This is a genomic window from Corallococcus sp. CA047B (genome assembly GCF_003612065.1).
Lineage (GTDB): Bacteria > Myxococcota > Myxococcia > Myxococcales > Myxococcaceae > Corallococcus > Corallococcus praedator.
The window spans coordinates 1-19,932 of the sequence record NZ_RAWD01000178.1 but is presented as its reverse complement, the minus strand read 5'-3'; the positions used below and the strand labels follow the sequence as shown (position 1 = coordinate 19,932).

The 19,932-nt window shown below is 71.2% G+C and carries 12 protein-coding genes; 3 read left to right on the top strand and 9 right to left on the bottom strand.

Annotated features, from left to right (window positions below):
• Positions 1-78: 78 nt before the first annotated feature.
• From D7X74_RS25285 to D7X74_RS25270, 4 genes are read right to left on the bottom strand one after another with little or no spacing between them, the layout of a single operon-like run.
• Positions 79-1,602, bottom strand: coding sequence for a hypothetical protein (locus tag D7X74_RS25285; RefSeq protein WP_120535567.1), 1,524 nt, complete (start codon positions 1,600-1,602; stop codon positions 79-81).
• 54 nt (positions 1,603-1,656) lie between these two features.
• Entirely contained in the window at positions 1,657-3,078 is a 1,422-nt protein-coding gene (locus tag D7X74_RS25280; protein ID WP_120535565.1) for a DUF1501 domain-containing protein, read from the bottom strand.
• 16 nt (positions 3,079-3,094) lie between these two features.
• Positions 3,095-3,766 carry a hypothetical protein gene (locus D7X74_RS25275; protein WP_120535564.1) on the bottom strand — a complete coding sequence of 224 codons (672 nt, stop codon included), beginning with the start codon at positions 3,764-3,766 and terminating at the stop codon, positions 3,095-3,097.
• Positions 3,766-5,736: a DUF1585 domain-containing protein gene (locus tag D7X74_RS25270; protein ID WP_120535563.1), complete on the bottom strand. Its 1,971-nt coding sequence runs from the start codon at positions 5,734-5,736 to the stop codon at positions 3,766-3,768. The genes D7X74_RS25275 and D7X74_RS25270 overlap by 1 nt, the downstream gene beginning before the upstream one ends.
• A 168-nt stretch (positions 5,737-5,904) precedes the next feature.
• Between D7X74_RS25270 and D7X74_RS25265 the strand changes: the two genes are divergently transcribed.
• Positions 5,905-6,474, top strand: a complete 570-nt coding sequence (locus tag D7X74_RS25265; protein ID WP_120535562.1) for a DUF420 domain-containing protein — start codon at positions 5,905-5,907, stop codon at positions 6,472-6,474.
• Positions 6,475-6,495: 21 nt separating this feature from the next.
• Here the strand turns inward: D7X74_RS25265 and D7X74_RS25260 are convergent, their stop codons facing one another.
• From D7X74_RS25260 to D7X74_RS25245, 4 genes are read right to left on the bottom strand one after another with little or no spacing between them, the layout of a single operon-like run.
• Positions 6,496-7,713, bottom strand: a complete 1,218-nt coding sequence (locus tag D7X74_RS25260; protein ID WP_120535561.1) for a hybrid sensor histidine kinase/response regulator — start codon at positions 7,711-7,713, stop codon at positions 6,496-6,498.
• On the bottom strand, positions 7,710-8,147 hold the full coding sequence (locus D7X74_RS25255; RefSeq protein ID WP_120535560.1) for a response regulator: 438 nt from the start codon (positions 8,145-8,147) through the stop codon (positions 7,710-7,712). Before D7X74_RS25255 ends, D7X74_RS25260 begins: the two co-directional genes overlap by 4 nt.
• The gene (locus D7X74_RS25250; RefSeq protein ID WP_120535559.1) at positions 8,144-10,417 is read right to left on the bottom strand and encodes an ATP-binding protein; all 2,274 of its coding nucleotides are present in this window, start codon (positions 10,415-10,417) and stop codon (positions 8,144-8,146) included. The genes D7X74_RS25255 and D7X74_RS25250 overlap by 4 nt, the downstream gene beginning before the upstream one ends.
• Positions 10,398-11,006: a biliverdin-producing heme oxygenase gene (locus D7X74_RS25245; RefSeq protein WP_233602245.1), complete on the bottom strand. Its 609-nt coding sequence runs from the start codon at positions 11,004-11,006 to the stop codon at positions 10,398-10,400. Before D7X74_RS25245 ends, D7X74_RS25250 begins: the two co-directional genes overlap by 20 nt.
• Before the next feature lie 265 nt (positions 11,007-11,271).
• On the opposite strand from D7X74_RS25245, the gene gltB reads away from it, so the two are divergent.
• Positions 11,272-15,843: a glutamate synthase large subunit gene (gene gltB, locus D7X74_RS25240; protein ID WP_120535558.1), complete on the top strand. Its 4,572-nt coding sequence runs from the start codon at positions 11,272-11,274 to the stop codon at positions 15,841-15,843.
• Between the two features lie 4 nt (positions 15,844-15,847).
• On the top strand, positions 15,848-17,308 hold the full coding sequence (locus tag D7X74_RS25235) for a glutamate synthase subunit beta (RefSeq protein WP_120535557.1): 1,461 nt from the start codon (positions 15,848-15,850) through the stop codon (positions 17,306-17,308).
• Between the two features lie 57 nt (positions 17,309-17,365).
• Here D7X74_RS25235 and D7X74_RS25230 read toward each other — a convergent pair whose 3' ends face one another.
• Positions 17,366-19,600, bottom strand: coding sequence for a hypothetical protein (locus D7X74_RS25230; RefSeq protein ID WP_120535556.1), 2,235 nt, complete (start codon positions 19,598-19,600; stop codon positions 17,366-17,368).
• Positions 19,601-19,932: the final 332 nt, after the last annotated feature.

Genomic DNA, 19,932 nt, shown 5'->3' with positions numbered 1-19,932 from the left:
TCCTTGACGGCGTCCCTCCCGGGGGGAGGGACGCCGTCAAGGAAACGTCGGAACGTCAGGGGAGGGACCGCGACGACTTCAAGGCAGCGTGCCGGAGGAGACCCAGCGATTGATGAGGGCGGTGCCCTGCGGATCCAACGGCCCGTCCGCCGGCATGCGCACGTCGCGCACCGCCGCGTTGATGAGCTGGGCGTTGGCCTTCCACAGTTCATACGTGTTCAGCGGCCGGCCGGGGTTGGTGCTGTCCGTGTGGCACTTGGCGCACCGGGCCTCGTGGATGGGCCGGATGTCACGCGCGTAGCTGGGGGTGGTGGTGAGCGGCTGGTAGGTGAAGGGCACCGCGCGGCGGGCCTCCGTGCCGTCCTCGAAGCGGGACACCACGGACAGCGTGTGGCTGCCCGGCGGCACGCTGGCGAACGAGAACGCCTTGAGCGTGGTGGCGTCCGCCTCCAGGCCGCCCATGCTGTAGTCGGGGCCGGCGGCCGGAACCTCCTCCGACTGATCCACCTGGAACGCGACGCTCTTGGGCGTGGAGCCCGGCGGCAGCGTGGCCCGGAGCACCAGCCCGTCATCCACCAACAGCATGCCCTGGTGCAGCCCCTGCACGCGCGGCACCGCGCCCTTGCTCACCGCCAGCGACTGCCCGTTGAGTTCCACCCACGCGCAGCCGCTCTCGTCCACCGCCAGCAGCGTCGGCGTCCCGGACGGCAGGCCTTCGGCCACGCCCCAGGTGCCCGCATCCGCGTCGAAGACGAAGAGCTTCGTGTCCGAGCGGGCCCAGAGAAAGCGCCCCTCGGCCATCAGCTGCTGGGGCCGGGACGGCAACTCCACCGTCGTCCAGCCTTCGGCGTTGCGGCGCAGCACGCGGGTGCTGGTGAGCACCCACACCTCGCCGGCGGTGCCGGTGCCGGCGCCCAGGCCCGCGAGCGCCTCCACCGTCTCACCGCCGGTGAGCGGCGCGTCGGTGCCGCGCACCTGGTAGACGCCCGGCGCGGACGCCACCACCACGTTGATCTTCCCCTGGCGCGCGAACCACAGGCCCGGCAGGCCGTCCTCCGCGGGCGCCGCCGTCATCGTGGTGATGCCGGAGAGGGCCTGTCCCGACAGCTTCAGCGACGCGAGCGTGCCGCCCTGGATCTGGAACAGCCCCGTGGGGTGCGCGAGCCACGCCGCGCCGTCCGCCGTCTGCGCGGTGGCGACGATGCCCGTGCCCAGCACCTGCTGCCACAAGGGTTCGATGAGCCAGCCCTGGTTCGCCAGGAACAGGCCCGTGTCCGTCTCCACCAGGGCGCTGTGCGGCCCCAGGCGGAAGGTCGCGAGCACGCTGCCCAACGTGGCGACGTTCTTCGGGTGCGGCGACAGGGCGGCCTTGCTGCCGTCCAGCCGCAGCCGCACGACGCCACCCGTGGTGGTGGCGAAGATGCCGCCGCCGGACTGGTCCGCGAAGCCACGGGCCGGCGCCAGCCCCTGGGAGCTTGGGACCTGGGTCGCGGTGAACGCCGCGGGCTTCGCCGGGTCGCTCCCCGGCGGGGCGTCCTCGCCACACGCGGCAACCAGCAGCGCGGCGCAGAGCAGGAGCGAGGAGGGGATGAAACGCGCCACGGAGGGGGAACCGTGGCGCGGCCAGGGACGCGAGGAGGGAGTGCTCATCAAGACTCAGGCAAGGATGAACCGCAGCGGGTCCACCCGCGTGATGCTGTAGTCCAGCTTCGCCGAGGCCAGCACCGTCGCGATGATGTGCTCGGGGAAGATGTTGGAACCGTTCGGATCATTGGCGCCGGTGCGCATGTCCACCATGCCGGGCGACATGCCGATGTCACCGCTGCGCCCCACCACCAGGTTGTGCTTGATGCCCGCGCCCATCAGCAGGCAGCTGTTGGACAGGTGGTGGTCGCGACCGCCCGTGGCGTTGATGGTGGGCGTGCGAGCGAACTCGCTGAACACCAGGATGGTCGTGTGGTCCATGAAGTTGCCGCCACCCGGATGCTGCGTGTTGCGCAGGTCCGTGACCAGCAGGTTGAGCGCGTCGAAGCCGGCGCGCTGGTTGCCTGCCTGGGTGAGCTGCGTGCCGAAGTGGGTGTCCAGGCCGCCCGCCAGGTTGATGGACACGCACTGGCTGATGCCCTTCTTCAGGGCGGTGGCCACCATGGCCGCGCGGCCGTTGGCGCTGTTGTACGGGTAGGCCTGTCCGTTGAGGCCGTAGGTGGCGCGCACCGCGTCGTTGGCCGCCAGGTTGAAGCGGAACGAGTCCGACAGCTTGTTGGCCATCACGGCCTGCATCTGTTCGCGGCTGTTCTCGTACGTCGTCCCCACGCCCCGGGCGGCGAACGCCTGCTCCTCGCAGGTGATGGGCATGCCGTTGAGGTCGAGGAGGCTCTTCTCGATTTCGCTGTCCAGCTGGCGGGCCGCCGAGGGCGGATCCAGCGTGAGCACCAGGTCCGCCAGGCCGCTGACGCGCAGCGCGTTGGCGTAGCCGCCGTAGCGGTCGTTGTACGACTCCACGTTCTGCGCGATGGACGGAATGGGCACCGCGGGCTTCATCTGCCCCACGATCTCCGTCGCGGTGGAGGAGCCGCGCGCCGCGCTGCCAATGGGCATCTTCCCGGTGAGGAAGTAGCGGTAGCCCACCTCGTGCGTGAGCGTGCTCATGTTGATGCCGCGCACCACGGTCATCAGGTCGTAGTGGTCGGACAGGTTGGGGCTGCGCACGTCTCCAATCGCCGGACCGAACGTCATCGTCGGAGCGCCCGCGCCCGCGCGCTCCTTGGGAACGATGGGCATCGTGGAGAAGCGCGCGTCGGTGGACAGCTGGTTGTAGCCCGGCACGATGCGCGTCTGGCTGACCTTGTCGTCCGTGAACTCGGTCGGGTCGCGGGGGTCGAACGCGAGCAGCTGGTCCCACCCTCCGGAGAAATAGACGAACACGAAGCAGCGGTCGGCGGGGGCCAGGTTGGTCGCCTGGGCCACCGCGCGGAAGGGGATGCCTCCCAGCAGCAGGGAGCCCATGAAGCCGGCTCCGGCCTTGAGGAAGGTGCGGCGCTCGGGGATGCGGAGGTCGTCTTGGCGCGTCTTCTTCATCGCGGGCACCAGAAGGTCAGTAGGTGATGAAGCGCGAGTCCGTCAGCATGGCGATGCACACGACCGCCAGCGCCTGGTCCCGCTTCTTGAGGGTTTCGGCACGGGCGGCGGCCTTGCGGAAGAAGGTCGCGTAGCGGGCCAGCTCTTCACCCGCCAGGGGCGCGCCCCAGAAGCGGGTGGACAGGTAGACGATGGTCTCGTTCACCTGCGCGTCCGTGAGCTTGGTCAAATCGCTCATGGGCGTGGGCAGCGTGCGGCCCAGCGTGCGCAGCGACAGGTCCGGCTGCGCGATGTCCTTCTGCGCCTGCGCGATGCACACCTTGCGCGCGCCGTCGTCCAGGAAGCGGGCGAAGACGAGGTTCGGCTCCGTGTTCTCCGTGGTGATGAGCGCGTAGTCCGCGCGGCCCAGCGACTGGGCCCGGGCCTCCAGCTCATCCCACTCCATGCCCACCGCGATCTTGATGGACTCCTTGAGCTGCGCGACGGTGAGCCGGCGCGCGGCGCGGCCCACGCTGCCCCCTTGCGCCTCCGGATCCGGCAGCGGGTCGATCTGCGTGCCGTCCCCGTGCGGGTTTGGAACGGGGTCCAGCTGGGCATCCAGCGGGACGGGCTTGGCGGGGGCATCCACGGAGCCGCTGGTGCAGCCCGCTGCGAGCGCGAGAAGCGCGGTCAACACGAGGCGGCGCATCAGTCGATCCTCCGGTACGCGTCGGACATCACCACCTGCTCGATGAGGCCCTTCATGCTGTGGTTGTTCTTCGCGAAGTCCTGCGACAGCGTCTGCAGATACATCCGCTGTTCCTCGGTCGTCATCGCGCGGCCCAGGAACTCGTTCCACACGCGCTTGACGGTGCAGCGCTCCAGGTCGCCCGTCTCCATCATCCGCTTCACCAGCGTCTGGGGACCGCCCTCGATGTTCTGCTCCTCGGCCGGGGTGCGGTAGAGGTAGGTCTTCAGCAGGCCCAGCGAATTGGCGCCGTCGCCGTCGAAGGCCTGCATCACGTACTGGCTGCACTCGCCGCCGCAGTTGGTGTCACCGGCGATGGCGCAGTCGCGGCACTTCGGATCCAGTCGGGGGAACTGCTCCGCCGACAGGAACAGCGCGGAGCGCTCCGCGTACCGGCCCCAGTGCGCGCCCGTGGGCTCGATGGTGGCGTGGCAGTAGTTGCAGCCGCAGCGCTTGGCCAGGTTGTTCTCCCGGTTGCAGGCGTCGTCCGGGGACGGGAGCGTGGCGTCCGCGGCCGGAGAGAAGTGCTTGCAGAGGAACGCCTCGTAGAACTCGTTGACGCGGGCGCGCTGCGTGGGGAAGCGGTAGAGGAACGCGGGGGTGGTGAGCACGCCGGAGTGGGTGTTGTCGCGCGTGTAGACCGCCCAGGTGGTCTTGTCGTCGTACGGCACGGCGGGCAGCGTGGCCACGTCCGCGGGCGCCTTCACGCTGAACACGGCCACGCCCTGCTTCTGCTTGTAGAACTCCGACAGCGGGCCGTTCACGAAGGAGCGGGAGGTGGTGAGGATGTTGAAGTAGGGCTCGTCGTTGCGCACCACCGAGTCGGTGATGAGCAGCGGCTCCTCGTTGAAGGCGGCGACGCGCGCGGTGTGCACATCGTTGATTTCGCAGCGGCGCATCCTGTCGCCACAGCCGCAGCTGCGGTCGCTGTTGAAGCGGCCCGTCTCACAGGACTCGCCCGTGTACGGGTTGGTGGCGCGGTCCTGCGCCTCCACGGCGCACACCTTCACCGGCTCCGTCGCGACGGACCAGTAGGGCTGCACGGTGGTCGTCACGTAGCCATCGCGCTGCACGCAGCCGCGCTGGGGCACCCAGGTGCCGTTGATGTTGTTGCGCCGGGCCAGGTCGAACGTGCAGCGCTCCAGCCGCTCCAGGTTCGGCTTCGTCTCCGGGTTCGGGTGCACGAAGGCCGTGATGACGCCCGTCTCCGGGAACGGCTTCAGCACGTTGGTGGAAGTCTTCGCCGGGTCCGGCAGGCACAGGTAGCCCACGGACTTGCCCGCGGTGCTGCTGTAGCGGTTGTCGCAGAAGTTCACGTACTTGCCGTGCGCCGCGCTGGCCTTCAGCGCGTTGCAGTCCGCGTACTTCAGCTCCGGCTCCGTGGAGGCCGGGTCCAGCAGGCGGCACTGGTAGAAGTTCGTGTCGTAGTCGTAGCTGACCGGCAGCGGCACGCCCTGCGCGTCGCGGCAGGTGGTGGGCGTCAGCGAGTGCCCGTCCTGCGGGTTCGCCTTGCAGGTGTCCTGGGCGATCTCCCCGTCACAGCGCTGGCTCTGGCCACCGCGCAGCGCGTTGGAGTTGTTGCCCGCGAAGCTCAACGGCGTGCCGGAGACCCGGTAGTCCCCGTTGCCGTTCACGCTGGAGTTGATGTTGGAGCGCAGAAGGGCGCGGTGGAACTCGCGCATCCGGGCGTAGAAGGGCTCCTGGCCCATCATCTGGCGGACGTCTTCCGCCGTGACGGAGCCCTTCGCCTGGAAGGTCTTGTACTCCTCGATGGTGGGCGGACGTCCCAGCAAATCGAGAGAAAGCTGACGAAGGTGCCGCTCCAAAGGAACTTTCGCCACGGGCGCACACACCGCTTCTTCAGCGGCTGCGGGCAGGGCGAGCAGGAGGGCGGCGCTCGCCAGAGGGGCAAGGCAACGCACGCTGAACACGGGAACCTCCGAGAGGGGGGTCGGGGGCGACGCGCAGGAGTATGAAGGAATTTCCGGTTTGATATCCAGTTGACCTAACCGATTCCATTCGGCCGACATGTGCGTCCATGTAGGTCGCTCCTCTGTGGAGGAGTTGCGTGCGGGACGGGCGGCGGGCCACAAGGGGGCATGTCCAACGCCGCGCTCGGGATGTCCCCCCCCTCGTCGCCGTCGCGCGACCGGTCGTTCTTCATCGCCATTGGCGTGGTGTCCGCCGGAGCGCTGGCGCTGCTGGCGTGGCTGCTGCTCATCCGCCGCGGTGGGGCGGGGGTGGGCGTGGCTCTGCGCTTCATGCCGGCGGTGAACGCGGTGCTCAACGCGACGGCGGCGACGCTGCTCTTGGGCGGGTGGATCGCCATCAAGCGCGGCGCGCGGCGGGTGCACCAGAACCTGATGGTGAGTGCGTTCGCGGCGTCCGCGCTGTTCCTGGTGGGCTACCTCGCCTACCACTACGTGCACGGGGACACGCGCTACGTGGGCGACTTCCGGGGGCTGTACCTGACGCTGCTGGCCAGCCACGTGCTCTTGTCCATGCCGGTGCTGCCCATGGCGCTCGTCGCCTTCTACTTCTCCTGGCGGCAGCAGTTCGCGCGGCACCGCAAGGTGACGCGGTGGCTGGCGCCCATCTGGCTCTATGTGTCGGTGACGGGCGTGGTGGTGTACTTCATGCTGCGCGGCGGCATCCCCGCGGTGTCCTGAGGCCCGGACACCGGGGCCGCGTCACCGCGCGGAGTGCGTGGGGCCCCCCGCCGGGGCCGGTCCCTGCGGGGGGGGCGTCGTCGGGAACACGCTGACCTGGAGGCCCCGGGGCAGGCGCACGATGAAGGTGGAGCCCTGGTTCTCCAGGCTCTCCACGGAGAGCGTGCCGCCGTGCAATTCCACCATGCGGCGCGCGCTGGCCAGCCCCACGCCGCTGCCGGACACGTCCTGGGACACGTTGCGGCCGCGGTGGAAGCGCTCGAAGACGAAGGGCAGGTCCGCCGCGGGGATGCCGATGCCCTGGTCCACCACGTAGAGCAGCACGTACCGCTGGGGTTCGTCGTCCTCCACCCCCAGGCGCACGGTGACGGTGGAGCCCGCGGCGCTGTACTTCACCGCGTTGCCCAGCAGGTTCTCCAGCACGCGCTCCAGGGCGTGCGCGTCCCAGTTGCCCGTGAAGTCACGGCCTTCGGGCGCCTCCAGGACGAAGACGTGGCGCGTCGCGGTGGCCTCCAATTCGCGCACCTTGCCGTGCACCATGGCGAGCAGGTCCATGGGTTCGCGCTTGAGCGGACGCTCCTGACCGCGCGTCACCTCCAGGAAGTGGTCGATGAGTTCGCCCATGCGGTGCGCGGCGCGCACGATGTGGCCCAGGCGCGTCTCCAGCGCGGGCGTCATCACGGCGGCGGGGATCTGCCGGCGCAGCACCTGGGCGTTGAGCGTCATGATCTGCAGCGGCCCCTTGAGGTCGTGCGTCGCCAGGGAGAAGAGCTCGTCGCGCACGACCAGCGCGTCCCGGGCGGCGGCCTCGGCCCGCTCCGCGCGCAGGCGGCGCTCTTCCAGCTCGCGCGTCATGCGCACCGTGTCCACGGCGGCCCTCAGGCTGCGGCGCAGGCGCTCCGGGCTGAAGGCCTCCTTGACCAGGTAGTCCTGGGCGCCGGCCTTCATGGCGTCCACCGCCACGCGCTCGTTGCCGCTGCCGGTGAGCACCACCACGGCGGGGATGGCGGGCAGGCCCAGCGCCGCGAGCTGCTGGAGCAGGGCCACGCCGTTCATCCCGGGCAGGTGGTAGTCGAGCAGCATCGCGTCCGCGGAGTGTTGGGACAGGTACGTCAGGGCCTCCTCCGCGGAAGCCACCTGCGCCACCTCCCACTTCATGTCCGGATCCTTCGCGAGCGCGCGGCTGACCGCGATGCGGTCCGACATGCCGTCGTCGACCAGGAGGACGCGCAGGGTCATGCGCCCTGCTCTTCCGGCGCGGGCAGGCGCGCGGCCTTGAACCAGAAGGCGTGCAGCGCCTCCGCGGTGGCCTGGAGCTGGGGACCGACCTCCGGCTTGAAGAGGTAGCTGTTGGCGCCGTCCGCGTAGGCGCCGTCCACGTCCTCCGCCGCCACCGAGCTGGAGAAGATGATGACCGGGATGCGGCGCAGGTCCGGATCCGCCTTCACCTGCGTCAACACATCGCGCCCGCTGATGCCGGGCATGTGCATGTCCAGGAGGACGAGCGCGGGCCGCGCCGCGTCCGCGTAGGCGCCCCGCTGGTAGAGGTAGTCCAGGGCGCTCTCGCCGTCGCGCACGCGCACCACCGGCACGGGCAGCGGCAGCCGCCGCGCGATGCGCTGCAGCGCCTCCGCGTCCGGATCACTGTCTTCCACCAGCAGCAGCGGGCTCATCCTCGGGGTTCCTCGCCAAGCGTGAAGAAGAAGGTCGATCCCTGCCCTGGCGCGGAGTCCACCCACAACGTCCCCCCATGCAATGCCACCAGGCGCCGTGCGATGGCCAGCCCCGCGCCGCTGCCCCCGCCAAATGCCTGCGCGGGGTGCAGGCGACGGAACAGTTCAAAGATGGCCTCGTGGAATTGGGGGGCAATCCCGATGCCCGGGTCCTTCACGAAGAAAAGGTAGGGCGCCGAGACATGCCGCGCCGCCTCCGGACGCGCTTCGCCCGGTCCGAAGTAGCCCACCTCCACCCAGCGGGGCTCGGTTGTCTGGTACTTGGCCGCGTTGGAGATGAGGTTGGCCCAGACCTGGCGGATGCGCACGGGGTCGCAGGCGACGGTGGGCAGGCGGCGGGGCAGGCGCAGCTCCACCTTCCCCTCCTCCAGCCGCGCGCCCAGCGTGCGCACCACGTCGTCCACCAGGGCCTGCTGGTCCGTCACCTCCCACCCCAGCTCCAGCCGGCCCATGCGGCTGTACTCGAAGAGGTTGTCGAGCAGGTCGTGCGTGCGCTTCGCCAGCCACGTCAGCGCGTCCAACTGCGAGCGCCCCGTCTCTCCCAGCGTGGCGCCAAAGTCCTCCTGGAGGAAGGAGCTGTACTGGAGGATGCCGCGCAGGGGCTCCTTGAGGTCGTGCGCCACGGTGCCACCGAAGGCGTCCAGCTCCGCGTTGGAGCGGGCCAGCTCACGCGACAGGCGGGCCACCTCCTCGGCCTGCCGCAGCACCACGCCCACCAGGGCGCCCTTGAGCGCGCGCGCCGCCTCCAGGTCCTCCACGGACCACGGCAGCGACGCGTCCCGCACCTCCTCGCGCCACACCTCGAAGGAGGCGCGGGGGTGCAGCCGCGCGTGCCCCGGCTCCGGGCGCACGGGCTTGTTCGGATTGCCGGCCCACGACACGGTGCGCGCCACCTCCGGCCGGAACCACAGCGCGAAGTGCGGCACCGCCGGGTCCAGGCGCACGGCCAGCAGGCCCGCGGCCACCTCCGCGCGTGAGGCCAGCGGCGCGTAGACGTCTCCCAGGCGGTCCACGTGGAGGAGGTCGTCCGAAAGCTCCTGCCGCGACAGCCACGCCACCAGGGCGAGCACCTCCTCCTGCGACGGCGTGTCCCCCAGCAGCAACGGAGCGCCGCCCGGAAGGCCCGCGCTCGCGCCCAGCACCAGCGCGACGCCCGTGGCGCCGGTGAGGTCCATCAAGAGCGGGGCCTGCGCCTCCAGGGCCCGGGCGGGGCTGCGCTCGCCCAGGCCCGGCACCACGAGGACATCCAGCAGCGACGCGCGCCGCGCGCGGGCCGCGGACTCCACGGCGCGCTCCTCCGCGGAGAGCTGGAGCGACAGCAACCGCGCCAGCACCTCGCACGCCTGACGCCGCGCGGCCGACACGCCCCGGGGCGACAAGTGATGGCAGGCCATGAGCCCCCAGAGCTGCCCGTCCTTCAGCAGCGACACGCTGAAGGACGCGCCCACGCCCATGTTGCGCAGGTACTCCAGGTGGATCTCCGACACGCTGCGCAGCGCCGCGCCGGACAGGTCCAGCGGACGGTCCGTCCCTGGCAGCGTGGCGGGGACGAGCCCCACCCCCTTCGCGTTCGCGTCCGCGATGAGGCGCAGGGGGTTGCGCGTGTACAGGGCGCGCGCCTGCACCGGGATGTCGCTCGCCGGGAAGTGCAGGCCCATGAAGCGGTCGATGCCGTCGCGCACGCTTTCGGCCACCACCTCGCCGTGGAAGTCCGCGTGGAAGCGGTACACCATCACCCGGTCGTAGCCGATGAGCGCGCGCACCGCGTTCGCGGCCTCCTGGAGCAGCGCGGCCGCGCCCTTCGCCCGCGCCAGCGGCGACACCAGCCGGTGCACCGCGGTCAGCGCGTCCTCCTCCGCGCTCGCGTCCTCCTCCGCCAGGGGCTCCAGCTCCAGCACCCGCAGGCCGTCGCTCTCATGCAGGAGCGCGGAGCACCGGCGCCCGCCCACATCCACGTTGACGGGCCCCAGGGCCACGCCCGCCTCCACGCGCGCCAGCACCTCGCGGGACACGATGCGGCCCAGGGGCTGGCCCACGAGCGCATCCGGCCCCACGCCGAGCAGCGCGGCCGCGTTGGAGCTCACCACGGCGATGGTCCCGCCGGCCTTGTCGAAGGCGACGAGCACCCCCCGGGGCTGGATGCCGCCCAGCAGGTGGATGGGTTCACGGTCGCAGACCGTGAGGTCTGCATCAGAGACGGACGGGGACATCGTTCTCCCGCATCAACCAGCCAGTGAAGGCGTCGAAGGTGTCGCGGGCGCCCTGGACGACGGCCGCATCGAAGGTGGCGGAGGCCGCCCGTTCGGACGCCTGGGTGACGACGTCGCCGAAGGCCCGCCACATGGGGCCCACCTGATCGCCGTAGGCCCGGAAGAAGGCGAAGGTGCCCACGCGCGCGTCCGCTCCAAAGTGGCGCGTCAGGTGGCGCAGGATGAGCTGGCCGCCCAGCGTGGAGCCCTCCAGCACGTACGCGCAGCCCAGCGCCTCGGCGAGCCCCGGCAGGGACGGCAGCGCCAGGGCGCGCGGCAGCCGTGCGAGCGAGGCCGTGTCATGGCCCAGGGCGCGCAGGTCCTCCTCCAGGAGCGGCACCTTCCAGCGCGACCCGAGCGACAGCGCGGGTCCCACCGCCGACAGGGGGCTGGCGAGCCGCGCCTCCAGGGGCACGTAGAGGCCGTAGAAGTCTTCCAGATGACGCTGGTAGTCGCCGGGCGTCAGGTGCGCGTCCATCAGGCGCACCACGCCCTCCGTGCGCTCGTGATGAGGGCGCGTCTCCACCTTCAGCCGCTGCAGGAGTCCCAAGGTCCATCAAGGATGTGAAGCAGCGCGACATGGGGAAACAACCAACTGACGTAAATGTTGGCAGTTCATCCGTTCATCCGGGGCCCGCGGGGTGGGCTCGACGCGCGCTACAGGATGTTTCACGGGCCCGTCCCCCCGGCCCCACTCCGCTTGAGGCACCGACCCCCTGAGCCACCCCGTCTTTACGGGGTGCGACACGGCGCGTTAGCCTGCAAGCTCCACAGCTTGGCTTCCCGTGTCATTGGCGGGAAAAGGGGTCCACACGATGTCGTTCACCCTCCCGCGGCGCTACGGCCTGTATGAGCCGGAGACCGAGCACGACGCGTGCGGCGTGGGGTTCGTGGCCCACCTCAGGGGTCAGCGCTCGCGCGGCATCGTGGAGGACGCGCTGGAGCTGCTCAACCGGCTGAGCCACCGCGCCGCGGCGGGACGCGACCCGGAGACGGGCGACGGCGCCGGCATCCTGGTGCAGCTGCCCCACCGCTTCTTCAACCACGAGGCCCCGAAGCTGGGCTTCGAGCTGCCCCCGCGCCGCCAGTACGGCGTGGCGCAGGTGTTCCTGCCGCCGGAGGCGGAGGCGCGCCGCGCGTGCGAGGCGCTCTTCGAGGACGTGGTGGAGGAGGAGGGCCAGCGGCTGCTCGGCTGGCGGGATGTCCCGGTGGCCCCGGAGGAGCTGGGGTCGCTGGCCCGGCAGGTGGCGCCGGTCATCCGGCAGCTCTTCATCGCGCGCCGCCGCGTGGTGCCCAGCGCCTTCGAGCGCAAGCTCTACCGCATCCGCAAGCTGGTGGAGAACCGCGTGCTGGCGCGCGGCGTGGATCCGCAGGGGCGCTTCCACGTGGCCAGCTGTTCGTCGGAGACGCTCATCTACAAGGGGCTCTTGCTGCCCCGGCAGCTGCCGCGCTTCTACGCGGACCTGCGGCACCCGGAGTTCGTCAGCGCGCTGGCGCTGGTGCACTCGCGCTTCTCCACCAACACGTTCCCCACGTGGGAGCTGGCGCAGCCCTTCCGCTTCATCGCGCACAACGGCGAAATCAATACACTGCGTGGCAACCGCAACTGGATGACCGCGCGGCGCGGCCTGCTCCAGACGGCGAAGCTGGGCGGCAGCCTGGAGCCCCTGTGGCCCATCATCGTGCCGGGCAAGAGCGACTCCGCGCAGTTCGACAACATGGTGGAGCTGCTCTACCTGGGCGGCCGCACCCTGCCCCACGCCATGATGATGATGATCCCGGAGGCGTGGGAGGCCCACAAGCAGATGAGCGACGAGCGTCGCGCCTTCTACGAGTACTCCGCGTCGCTGCTGGAGCCGTGGGACGGGCCGGCGGCCATCGCGTTCACGGACGGGCAGCTCATTGGCGCCACGTTGGATCGCAACGGCCTCAGGCCCGCGCGCTACCTGGTGACGGAGGATGACCGCATCATCCTGGCGTCGGAGACGGGCGTCATCGACGTGCCCCCGTCGCAGGTGCGCCGCAAGGGTCGGCTGACGCCGGGCCGCATGCTGCTGGTGGACACCACCGAGGGGCGCATCATCGAGGACGAGGAGGCCAAGCGCGAAATCACCATGCGCTGGCCGTACCGGCGCTGGCTGCAGCGCAACGTCTTCACCTTCGAGGACCTGCCCGCCGTCCCCGCGCCGGACCGCTTGAAGGGGGAGGCGCTGTGGCGGTTGCAGCGCGCGTTCGGCTTCACGGACGAGGACGTGCGCACCACGCTGGTCCCCATGGCGGAGACGGGCAAGGAGCCCACGGGCTCCATGGGCACCGACACGCCGCTCGCGGTGCTGAGCGACCAGGCCCCCACCCTCTTCAACTACTTCCACCAGCTCTTCGCGCAGGTGACGAACCCGCCCATCGACCCGCTGCGCGAGGCGCTGGTGATGACGCTGGCCACCGCGCTGGGCCCCGAAGGCAACACCTTCGAGGAGACGCCCGAGCAGTGCCACCGGCTGTCCTTGCCCGGCCCCATCCTGACCAACGGGCAGCTGGCGCGGCTCGCGAACCTGCGCGGCGACACGGGCCTGTTCGAGCCGCGCACGCTGAGCCTGCTGTACCCGCACGCGGGCGGCGCGGCCACGGCGCTGGAGGTCGCGGTGGAGCGGCTGTGCATGGCGGCGGTGGACGCGGTGGACGCGGGCGCGAGCGTGCTCGTGCTGAGCGACCGGGGCGTGGACGCGGCGCACGCGGCCATCCCGGCGCTGCTGGCGGTGTCCGCGGTGCACCAGCGGCTGGTGCGCGACGGCACCCGCATGTACACGGGCATCGTCCTGGAGACGGCGGAGCCGCGCGAGGTGCACCACTTCGCGTGCCTCTTCGCCTACGGCGTGTCCGCGGTGAACCCGTACCTCGCGCTGGACACGCTGCGCGCGCTGGCGGACGCGGGCGAGCTGAAGACGGACGAGGACAAGGCCCAGGCGCAGTACCTCCACGCGCTGGAGGAGGGCCTGCTCAAGGTGATGTCCAAGATGGGCATCTCCACGCTCCAGTCGTACCGAGGCTCGCAGCTCTTCGAGGCGGTGGGCCTCCAGCGCGGGCTGATTGAGAAGCACTTCACCGGCACGCCGTCCCGCATCGAAGGGGTGGGCCTGCCGGAGCTGGGGCGGGAGGTCTCCGAACGGCACGCGCGCGGCTTCGGCCTGGCGGCGGACGGCGAGGAGGGCCTGCTCCCGGTGGGCGGGCAGTTCCGCTGGCGCCGGCAGGGCGAGCGCCACAAGTGGAACCCGGCCACGGTGGCGAAGCTCCAGGCGGCGGTGCGCGCGGACGACGCGGCGGCGTTCCAGGAGTACTCGAAGCTGGCGGACGACGAGACGCGCGAGCACAGCAACCTGCGCGGCCTGCTGGACGTGGTGACGGAGGGCTGCACGCCGGTGCCGCTGGAGGAGGTGGAGCCCGCGCTGGAGCTGGCGCGCCGGTTCGTCACCGGGGCCATGTCCTTCGGCTCCATCAGCGCGGAGGCGCACGAGACGCTGGCCATCGCGATGAACCGGCTGGGCGGCAAGTCCAACAGCGGCGAGGGCGGCGAGGAGGCGCGGCGCTACACGAAGGAGCCCAACGGCGACTCGCGCCGCAGCGCCATCAAGCAGGTGGCCAGCGCGCGCTTCGGCGTCACCGCCGAGTACCTCATCAACGCGGACGAGCTGCAGATCAAGATGGCCCAGGGCGCCAAGCCCGGCGAGGGTGGACAGCTCCCGGGCCACAAGGTGGATGAGAGAATCGCGCGCGTGCGCTGGTCCACGCCGGGCGTGACGCTCATCTCCCCGCCGCCGCACCACGACATCTACTCCATCGAGGACCTGGCGCAGCTCATCTACGACCTCCAGTCCGTCAACGCGAAGGCGCGCGTGAGCGTGAAGCTGGTGAGCGAGGTGGGCGTGGGCACCATCGCCGCGGGCGTCGCCAAGGCGGGCGCCAGCGCCGTGGTCATCGCGGGCTACGAGGGCGGCACGGGCGCCTCTCCCCTCTCCAGCCTCCAGCACGCGGGCCTGCCGTGGGAGCTGGGGCTGGCGGAGACGCAGCAGGTGCTGGTGCAGAACGGCCTGCGCTCGCGCGTGCGCGTGCAGGTGGACGGCGGCCTGCGCACCGCGCGCGACGTGCTGGTGGCGGCGCTCCTGGGCGCGGAGGAGTTCGGCCTCGCCACCGCGAGCCTCGTGTCCGTGGGCTGCATCATGCTTCGCAAGTGCCACCTCAACACCTGCTCGGCGGGCATCGCCACGCAGGACCCGGCGCTGCGCGAGCGCTACCAGGGCACCCCGGAGAACGTGGTGAGCTTCTTCACGATGCTCGCCGAGGACCTGCGCCGGCAGATGGCCCGGCTGGGCATCCGCCGGCTGGATGACCTGGTGGGCCGCGTGGACCTCTTGCGCCAGCGCACGGCGGTGGACCACTGGAAGGCGCGCAAGGTGGACCTGTCCGCGCTGCTCGCCGCGCCGGCCGCGCCGGCCACCGAGCCCCGGCACTGCGTGGTGCCGCACCGCAAGGACGTGTCGGACCACCTGGACCACGAGCTGCTGGCGAAGGCGCAGTCGGTGCTTTCGGGCGGGCCTCCGCTGCTGCTCAACCTGCCGGTGGCGAACACGCACCGCGCGGTGGGCGCCATGCTGTCGGGAGAGATTGCCCGCCGCCACGGCGCGCAGGGGCTGCCGGACGGGAAGCTGCGGGTGAAGCTGAAGGGCTCCGCGGGCCAGAGCTTCGGCGCGTTCCTGGCCGCGGGGGTGACGCTGGAGCTGGAGGGCGACACCAACGACTACCTGGGCAAGGGCCTGTCCGGCGGACGCGTCATCGTCTATCCGCCCGAGGGCAGCCGCTTCGTGTCGGAGGAGAACGTGCTCGTGGGCAACACGGTGCTCTACGGGGCGACGGCCGGCGAGGTGTACCTGCGGGGGCTCGCGGGCGAGCGCTTCGCGGTGCGCAACAGCGGCGCGCAGGCGGTGGTGGAGGGCGTGGGCGACCACGGGTGTGAATACATGACGGGCGGCGTGGTGGTGGTGCTGGGCGCCACGGGCCGCAACTTCGCGGCGGGCATGAGCGGCGGCACGGCCTACGTGCTGGACCGCGACCGCTCCTTCCGCGAGCGCTGCAACCTGGAGATGGTGGAGCTGGAGTCGCTGGTGGACGAGTCCGAAATCTGGCTCGTGCACGGGATGATCGAACGCCACCTGCACCACACCGGCAGCACGCTGGCGCGGCGGGTGCTCGACAACTGGGAGCTGATGGTGCCGCAGTTCATGAAGGTGATGCCCACCGACTACAAGCGCGTGCTCCAGGCGCGGCGCGCGGCCCGGCGTCCGCCGCCGGCCGCGGGCGTGCAGCAGCTCCACGTCGTCGGCGGGGGGGGCTGAAGCGATGGGCAAGCCCACGGGTTTCGTCGAGTGGCCGCGCGTCCCCGCCCCCAAGCGGGAGAAGGCGGAGCGCCTGGAGGACTGGCGCGAGTTGCACCTGGCGCTTGCGCCCGAGGAGGCGAAGCGGCAGGCGGGGCGCTGCATGGACTGTGGCGTGCCCTTCTGTCACCAGGGCTGTCCGCTGGGAAACCTCATCCCGGACTTCAACGACGCGGTGTACCGGGGCCAGTGGAAGGAGGCGTACCAGGTGCTCAGCCGCACCAACACCTTCCCGGAGTTCACCGGCCGGCTGTGCCCCGCGCCGTGCGAGGCCGCGTGCGTGCTGGCCATCGACCGGGACGCGGTGACCATCGAGCAGTTGGAGAAGGAGATCTCCGAGCGCGCCTTCGCGGAGGGCTGGGTGAAGGCCCGGCCTCCGGCGCGCAGGACGGGCAGGCGCGTGGCGGTGGTGGGCTCCGGCCCCGCGGGGCTCGCGGCGGCCTCCCAGCTCAACGCGGCCGGGCACACCGTGACGGTGTACGAGAAGGACCCGCGAGCGGGGGGACTGCTGAGATATGGCATCCCGGACTTCAAGCTGGAGAAGTCGGTGTTGGACCGGCGCCTCGCGCTGATGGAGGCGGAGGGCATCGTCTTCCGCACGGGCGAGGACGTGGGCGCGACGACGGGCTACCGCGCGCTGCGCGAGCAGTACGACGGCGTGGTGCTGGCGCTGGGCGCGCGGCGGGCCCGCGAGCTGGACGTCCCGGGCCGCGAGCTGTCCGGCGTGCTGCAGGCGATGGAGTACCTGGAGCACCAGAACCGGGTGGTGACGGCGGGCGCGACGCCGGACGCGCGGCTGGAAGCGACGGGCAAGCGGGTCATCATCCTGGGCGGCGGCGACACGGGCTCGGACTGCCTGGGCACGGCGCTGCGCCAGGACGCGCAAAGCGTGATGCAGGTGGAGCTGCTGCCCGCGCCCCCGTCGGTGCGCGCGAAGGAGAACCCGTGGCCGCGCTGGCCGCTGGTGTTCCGCACGTCCACCAGCCAGGAGGAGGGCGGCGAGCGCGCCTTCGCGCTCCTGACGAAGCGGCTGGAGGGCGAGGACGGCCAGCTCAAGCGCCTGCACGCCGTGCGCGTGGAGGTGCAGCGCGAGCCCGGCGGCGCGATGAAGCTGCTGGAGGTGCCGGGGTCCGAGCAGGTGTTCGACGTGGACCTGCTGGTGCTGGCCATGGGCTTCACCGGACCGGAGACGGGCCCGCTGGCGGAGGAGCTGGGCGTGAAGCTGTCGCCGCGCGGCACGGTGCAGGTGGACGCGAGGTTCGCCACCTCCGCGCCGGGCGTGTACTGCGCGGGCGACGCGAGCCGGGGCGCGAGCCTCATCGTCTGGGCGCTCGCGGACGGCCGTGAGGCGGCGCGCGCGCTGGACACGTGGCTGTCCGGCACGGCGTCCGTGCTGCCCACGCGCGGACAGGACTGCGCGTTCTGACGCGACGGACCGGGGCCCCTTCTTCGCCCTCGCGCGCGAAGGGACCCGGGTGCGGTCTCAGTGGACGAAGACCTCCGGAGGACGGAGGAAGCTGAGCGGCGCGTCCCAGAAGTCCTCCTTGAACGCGGGGCGCAGCTCCAGGAGCCGCGTCACCATCTCGACGTCGCGGATGGGCCCCACCTTGAACGGCGGCGCCTGTGCCCCGGGGGACACGTCCAGGGGCACCGCCCCGGTGAGCTCCTCCATCCGCTCCAGGAAGCCCGCATCCAGCCCCCGGAAGCGTCCACACAGGGAGCAGGTGGCGACGTCATAGAGCAGCTCGTGCCGGCGCTGCAGGTCCGCGAAGGACCACGACGTCACCGCGGCGCCGAACTGAGCGTCCGGGACGCTGAACATGAGGCCGGGGCCGCCGCCCGTCAGGAACCTGGACAGCCTCGCCGGGATGCCTGACGTGGGGCTGATGTGCGTGAAGGCGGTGTTGTTGACGCCGGAGAAGTCATTGGTGCCGGTGTCCTTGAAATGGCAGCCGTTGCAGGTGTTGAGGGAGAACGCCTTGCGCGCGCAGACCTCGCTGGCGTCGGTCGCGGAGGCACCGTGGGCGGCCCAGTGCGTGGGCGGGGCCACCAGCGCGTTGGCCCCCTGGAAGGACCTGCCCTTGAACCGGTAGGGCACGGCGTACTTCGCGGTGCACCGGTTGGGAATCACCACCGGCAGTTCGAGCCCGCCCTTCACCTGCGTCCGCACGAAGAGGTCCACGTCGGCGTCCGTCTGGGAGTCGTGGGCCGCGTCGTCGGGCGTCAGCGACAGCGTGTGGGGCCGCAGGAAGCCGTGAGAAGGCGTGTCGGTGCCGTTGGTGGGGTTCTCGTCCGTCAGCCGGAACTCCCGCAGCTCCCAGGGCCGGCCCTGGGTCGCGCCCAGGACGGCTTCATTGGTGCGCAGTTGGTTGAGCGCGCTCAAGTTGCCCTTGGCAGCGGCCATTCCGTACAGGACGACGCTCTCGGTCATCGCGGTGAGCTGCGCGCGGTAGGCCGCGTCGAAGGAGGGGTGGTTGCCCAGCATCGCCCACTGCCGCGCCCAGGCGACGACCGTCGCGCACCCCGTGCCGGGCACCCCGTACTCGAAGATGACGGTGAAGGGCTTGAGGTTGCACGTCGCCTCCGTCCCGCCGCTGCCCCAGGGCGAGGGCCGCGTCAGGCCGAAGACGAAGCGGAGCTCGCCAGCGTTGGCCTGACGTCCGTAGCCACCTCCCTGGGTGTTGCCCAGGTCCAGGCGGTTGACGATGGCCAGCAGCCGGAAGGGCGCGATGCCCAGGTCCAGGGGCTTGTTGAGCTGGACCTCCCAGCGGCCCGTGCTGGCATTCTGCAGGAGGGAGGATTGCGCCCCGCTGGCCGTGGCCCAGGGGGCAATCACTTCGTCATACATCTTCCGGCGCGCTGGAACGGTGTCGCCGTTGAGGGTGAAGTCATTGAGCCAACTGGACAGCCATTGCGTCACGAAGGCCTCCGGGCTGGCGCCGGAGCCCATGGCCATCTGCCGCATGAGGTGGGCGAAGGTCCACCTGCCGCCCTTCGTACCAGCGCCGGTACAGGGGTCCCACGTGCGAGCCGGATCCAACACCACGGCCGGGTCCCGGACGAGCAGCGTGCGCTCCCACCCCGCCTGGGTGGAGACCGGCACCTGCGGGCAGTAGGACAGGGGAGTCAGGCTCCCATCCCGGAAGCTCCGGGCGTCCGCCGGGAGGCCCATGAAGCGCGCGGACGGGTGGCGACCGTTGAACAGGAGGGTCTCCCGGGTGACCGCTCCGAACTCGCCCCGGGCCACCCGCGTCTCGCTTCCCACCCGGCGCAGCAGCTCCGAATCCGGGAGGTGCGAGAAGAGGGTGAAGAAGTCGGGGCCCGGGCTCGTGGGAATGGCGCCCAGTCGGGCCAGGGTGTCGGAGCGGAACAGGACCATGGGCGCCCGCGGGTCTCCCACCACGCGCACCAGGCTCTCCGCGAGTTCTCTGTTGGACGGGGGCGGCAGCTTCACGTGCACGGCCGTCGTCTCCCCCAACGGCGTGGGCCGCTCCAGCTTCTGGGCGAAGACGCTGATGACCGGGCCGGCCTCCACGGCCGGCAGCTCGCGCAGTCCGGACGAGGCGCCGCCGGACGCCTCGATCCGGGCCGGGTGCGACGCCGGCGCTTCTTCAACGGGTGTTGGCTCCTTCGCACAGGCGCTGAGCGCCAGCAGGGCGCCCAGCAGCCACGGCGGTCCGGTCCGACACACCCTCAATGCCTTGCGTTCCAACGACATCCACGCCTCCTCAGTGAAGCCATCCTCGCGGCCGAGGACTGGCACTCACTCGACGCACGCGGCGCCGCGCCAATGGCAGACGCGGAGAATCCCCACTAGTGCGAAGTTGGGAGCAAGACAGGGAACGCCGGGATTGATATTCATTGCGTGCCTGCGCATCCCCTTCCCGACAGGGGCCGGCCTCACGGGGCCACGCGAGGCCAGGAACACGTCGGGGCCCACCCGCGTGAAGCGAGGGGCCCCGTGTCGTGCGGCATCGACGTGGGAGGAGGGCCTACGCGGGCACGGGCTCCGACGGGGCCTGCTCCTCGGGGGTCGTCGCGGGGGCGGCG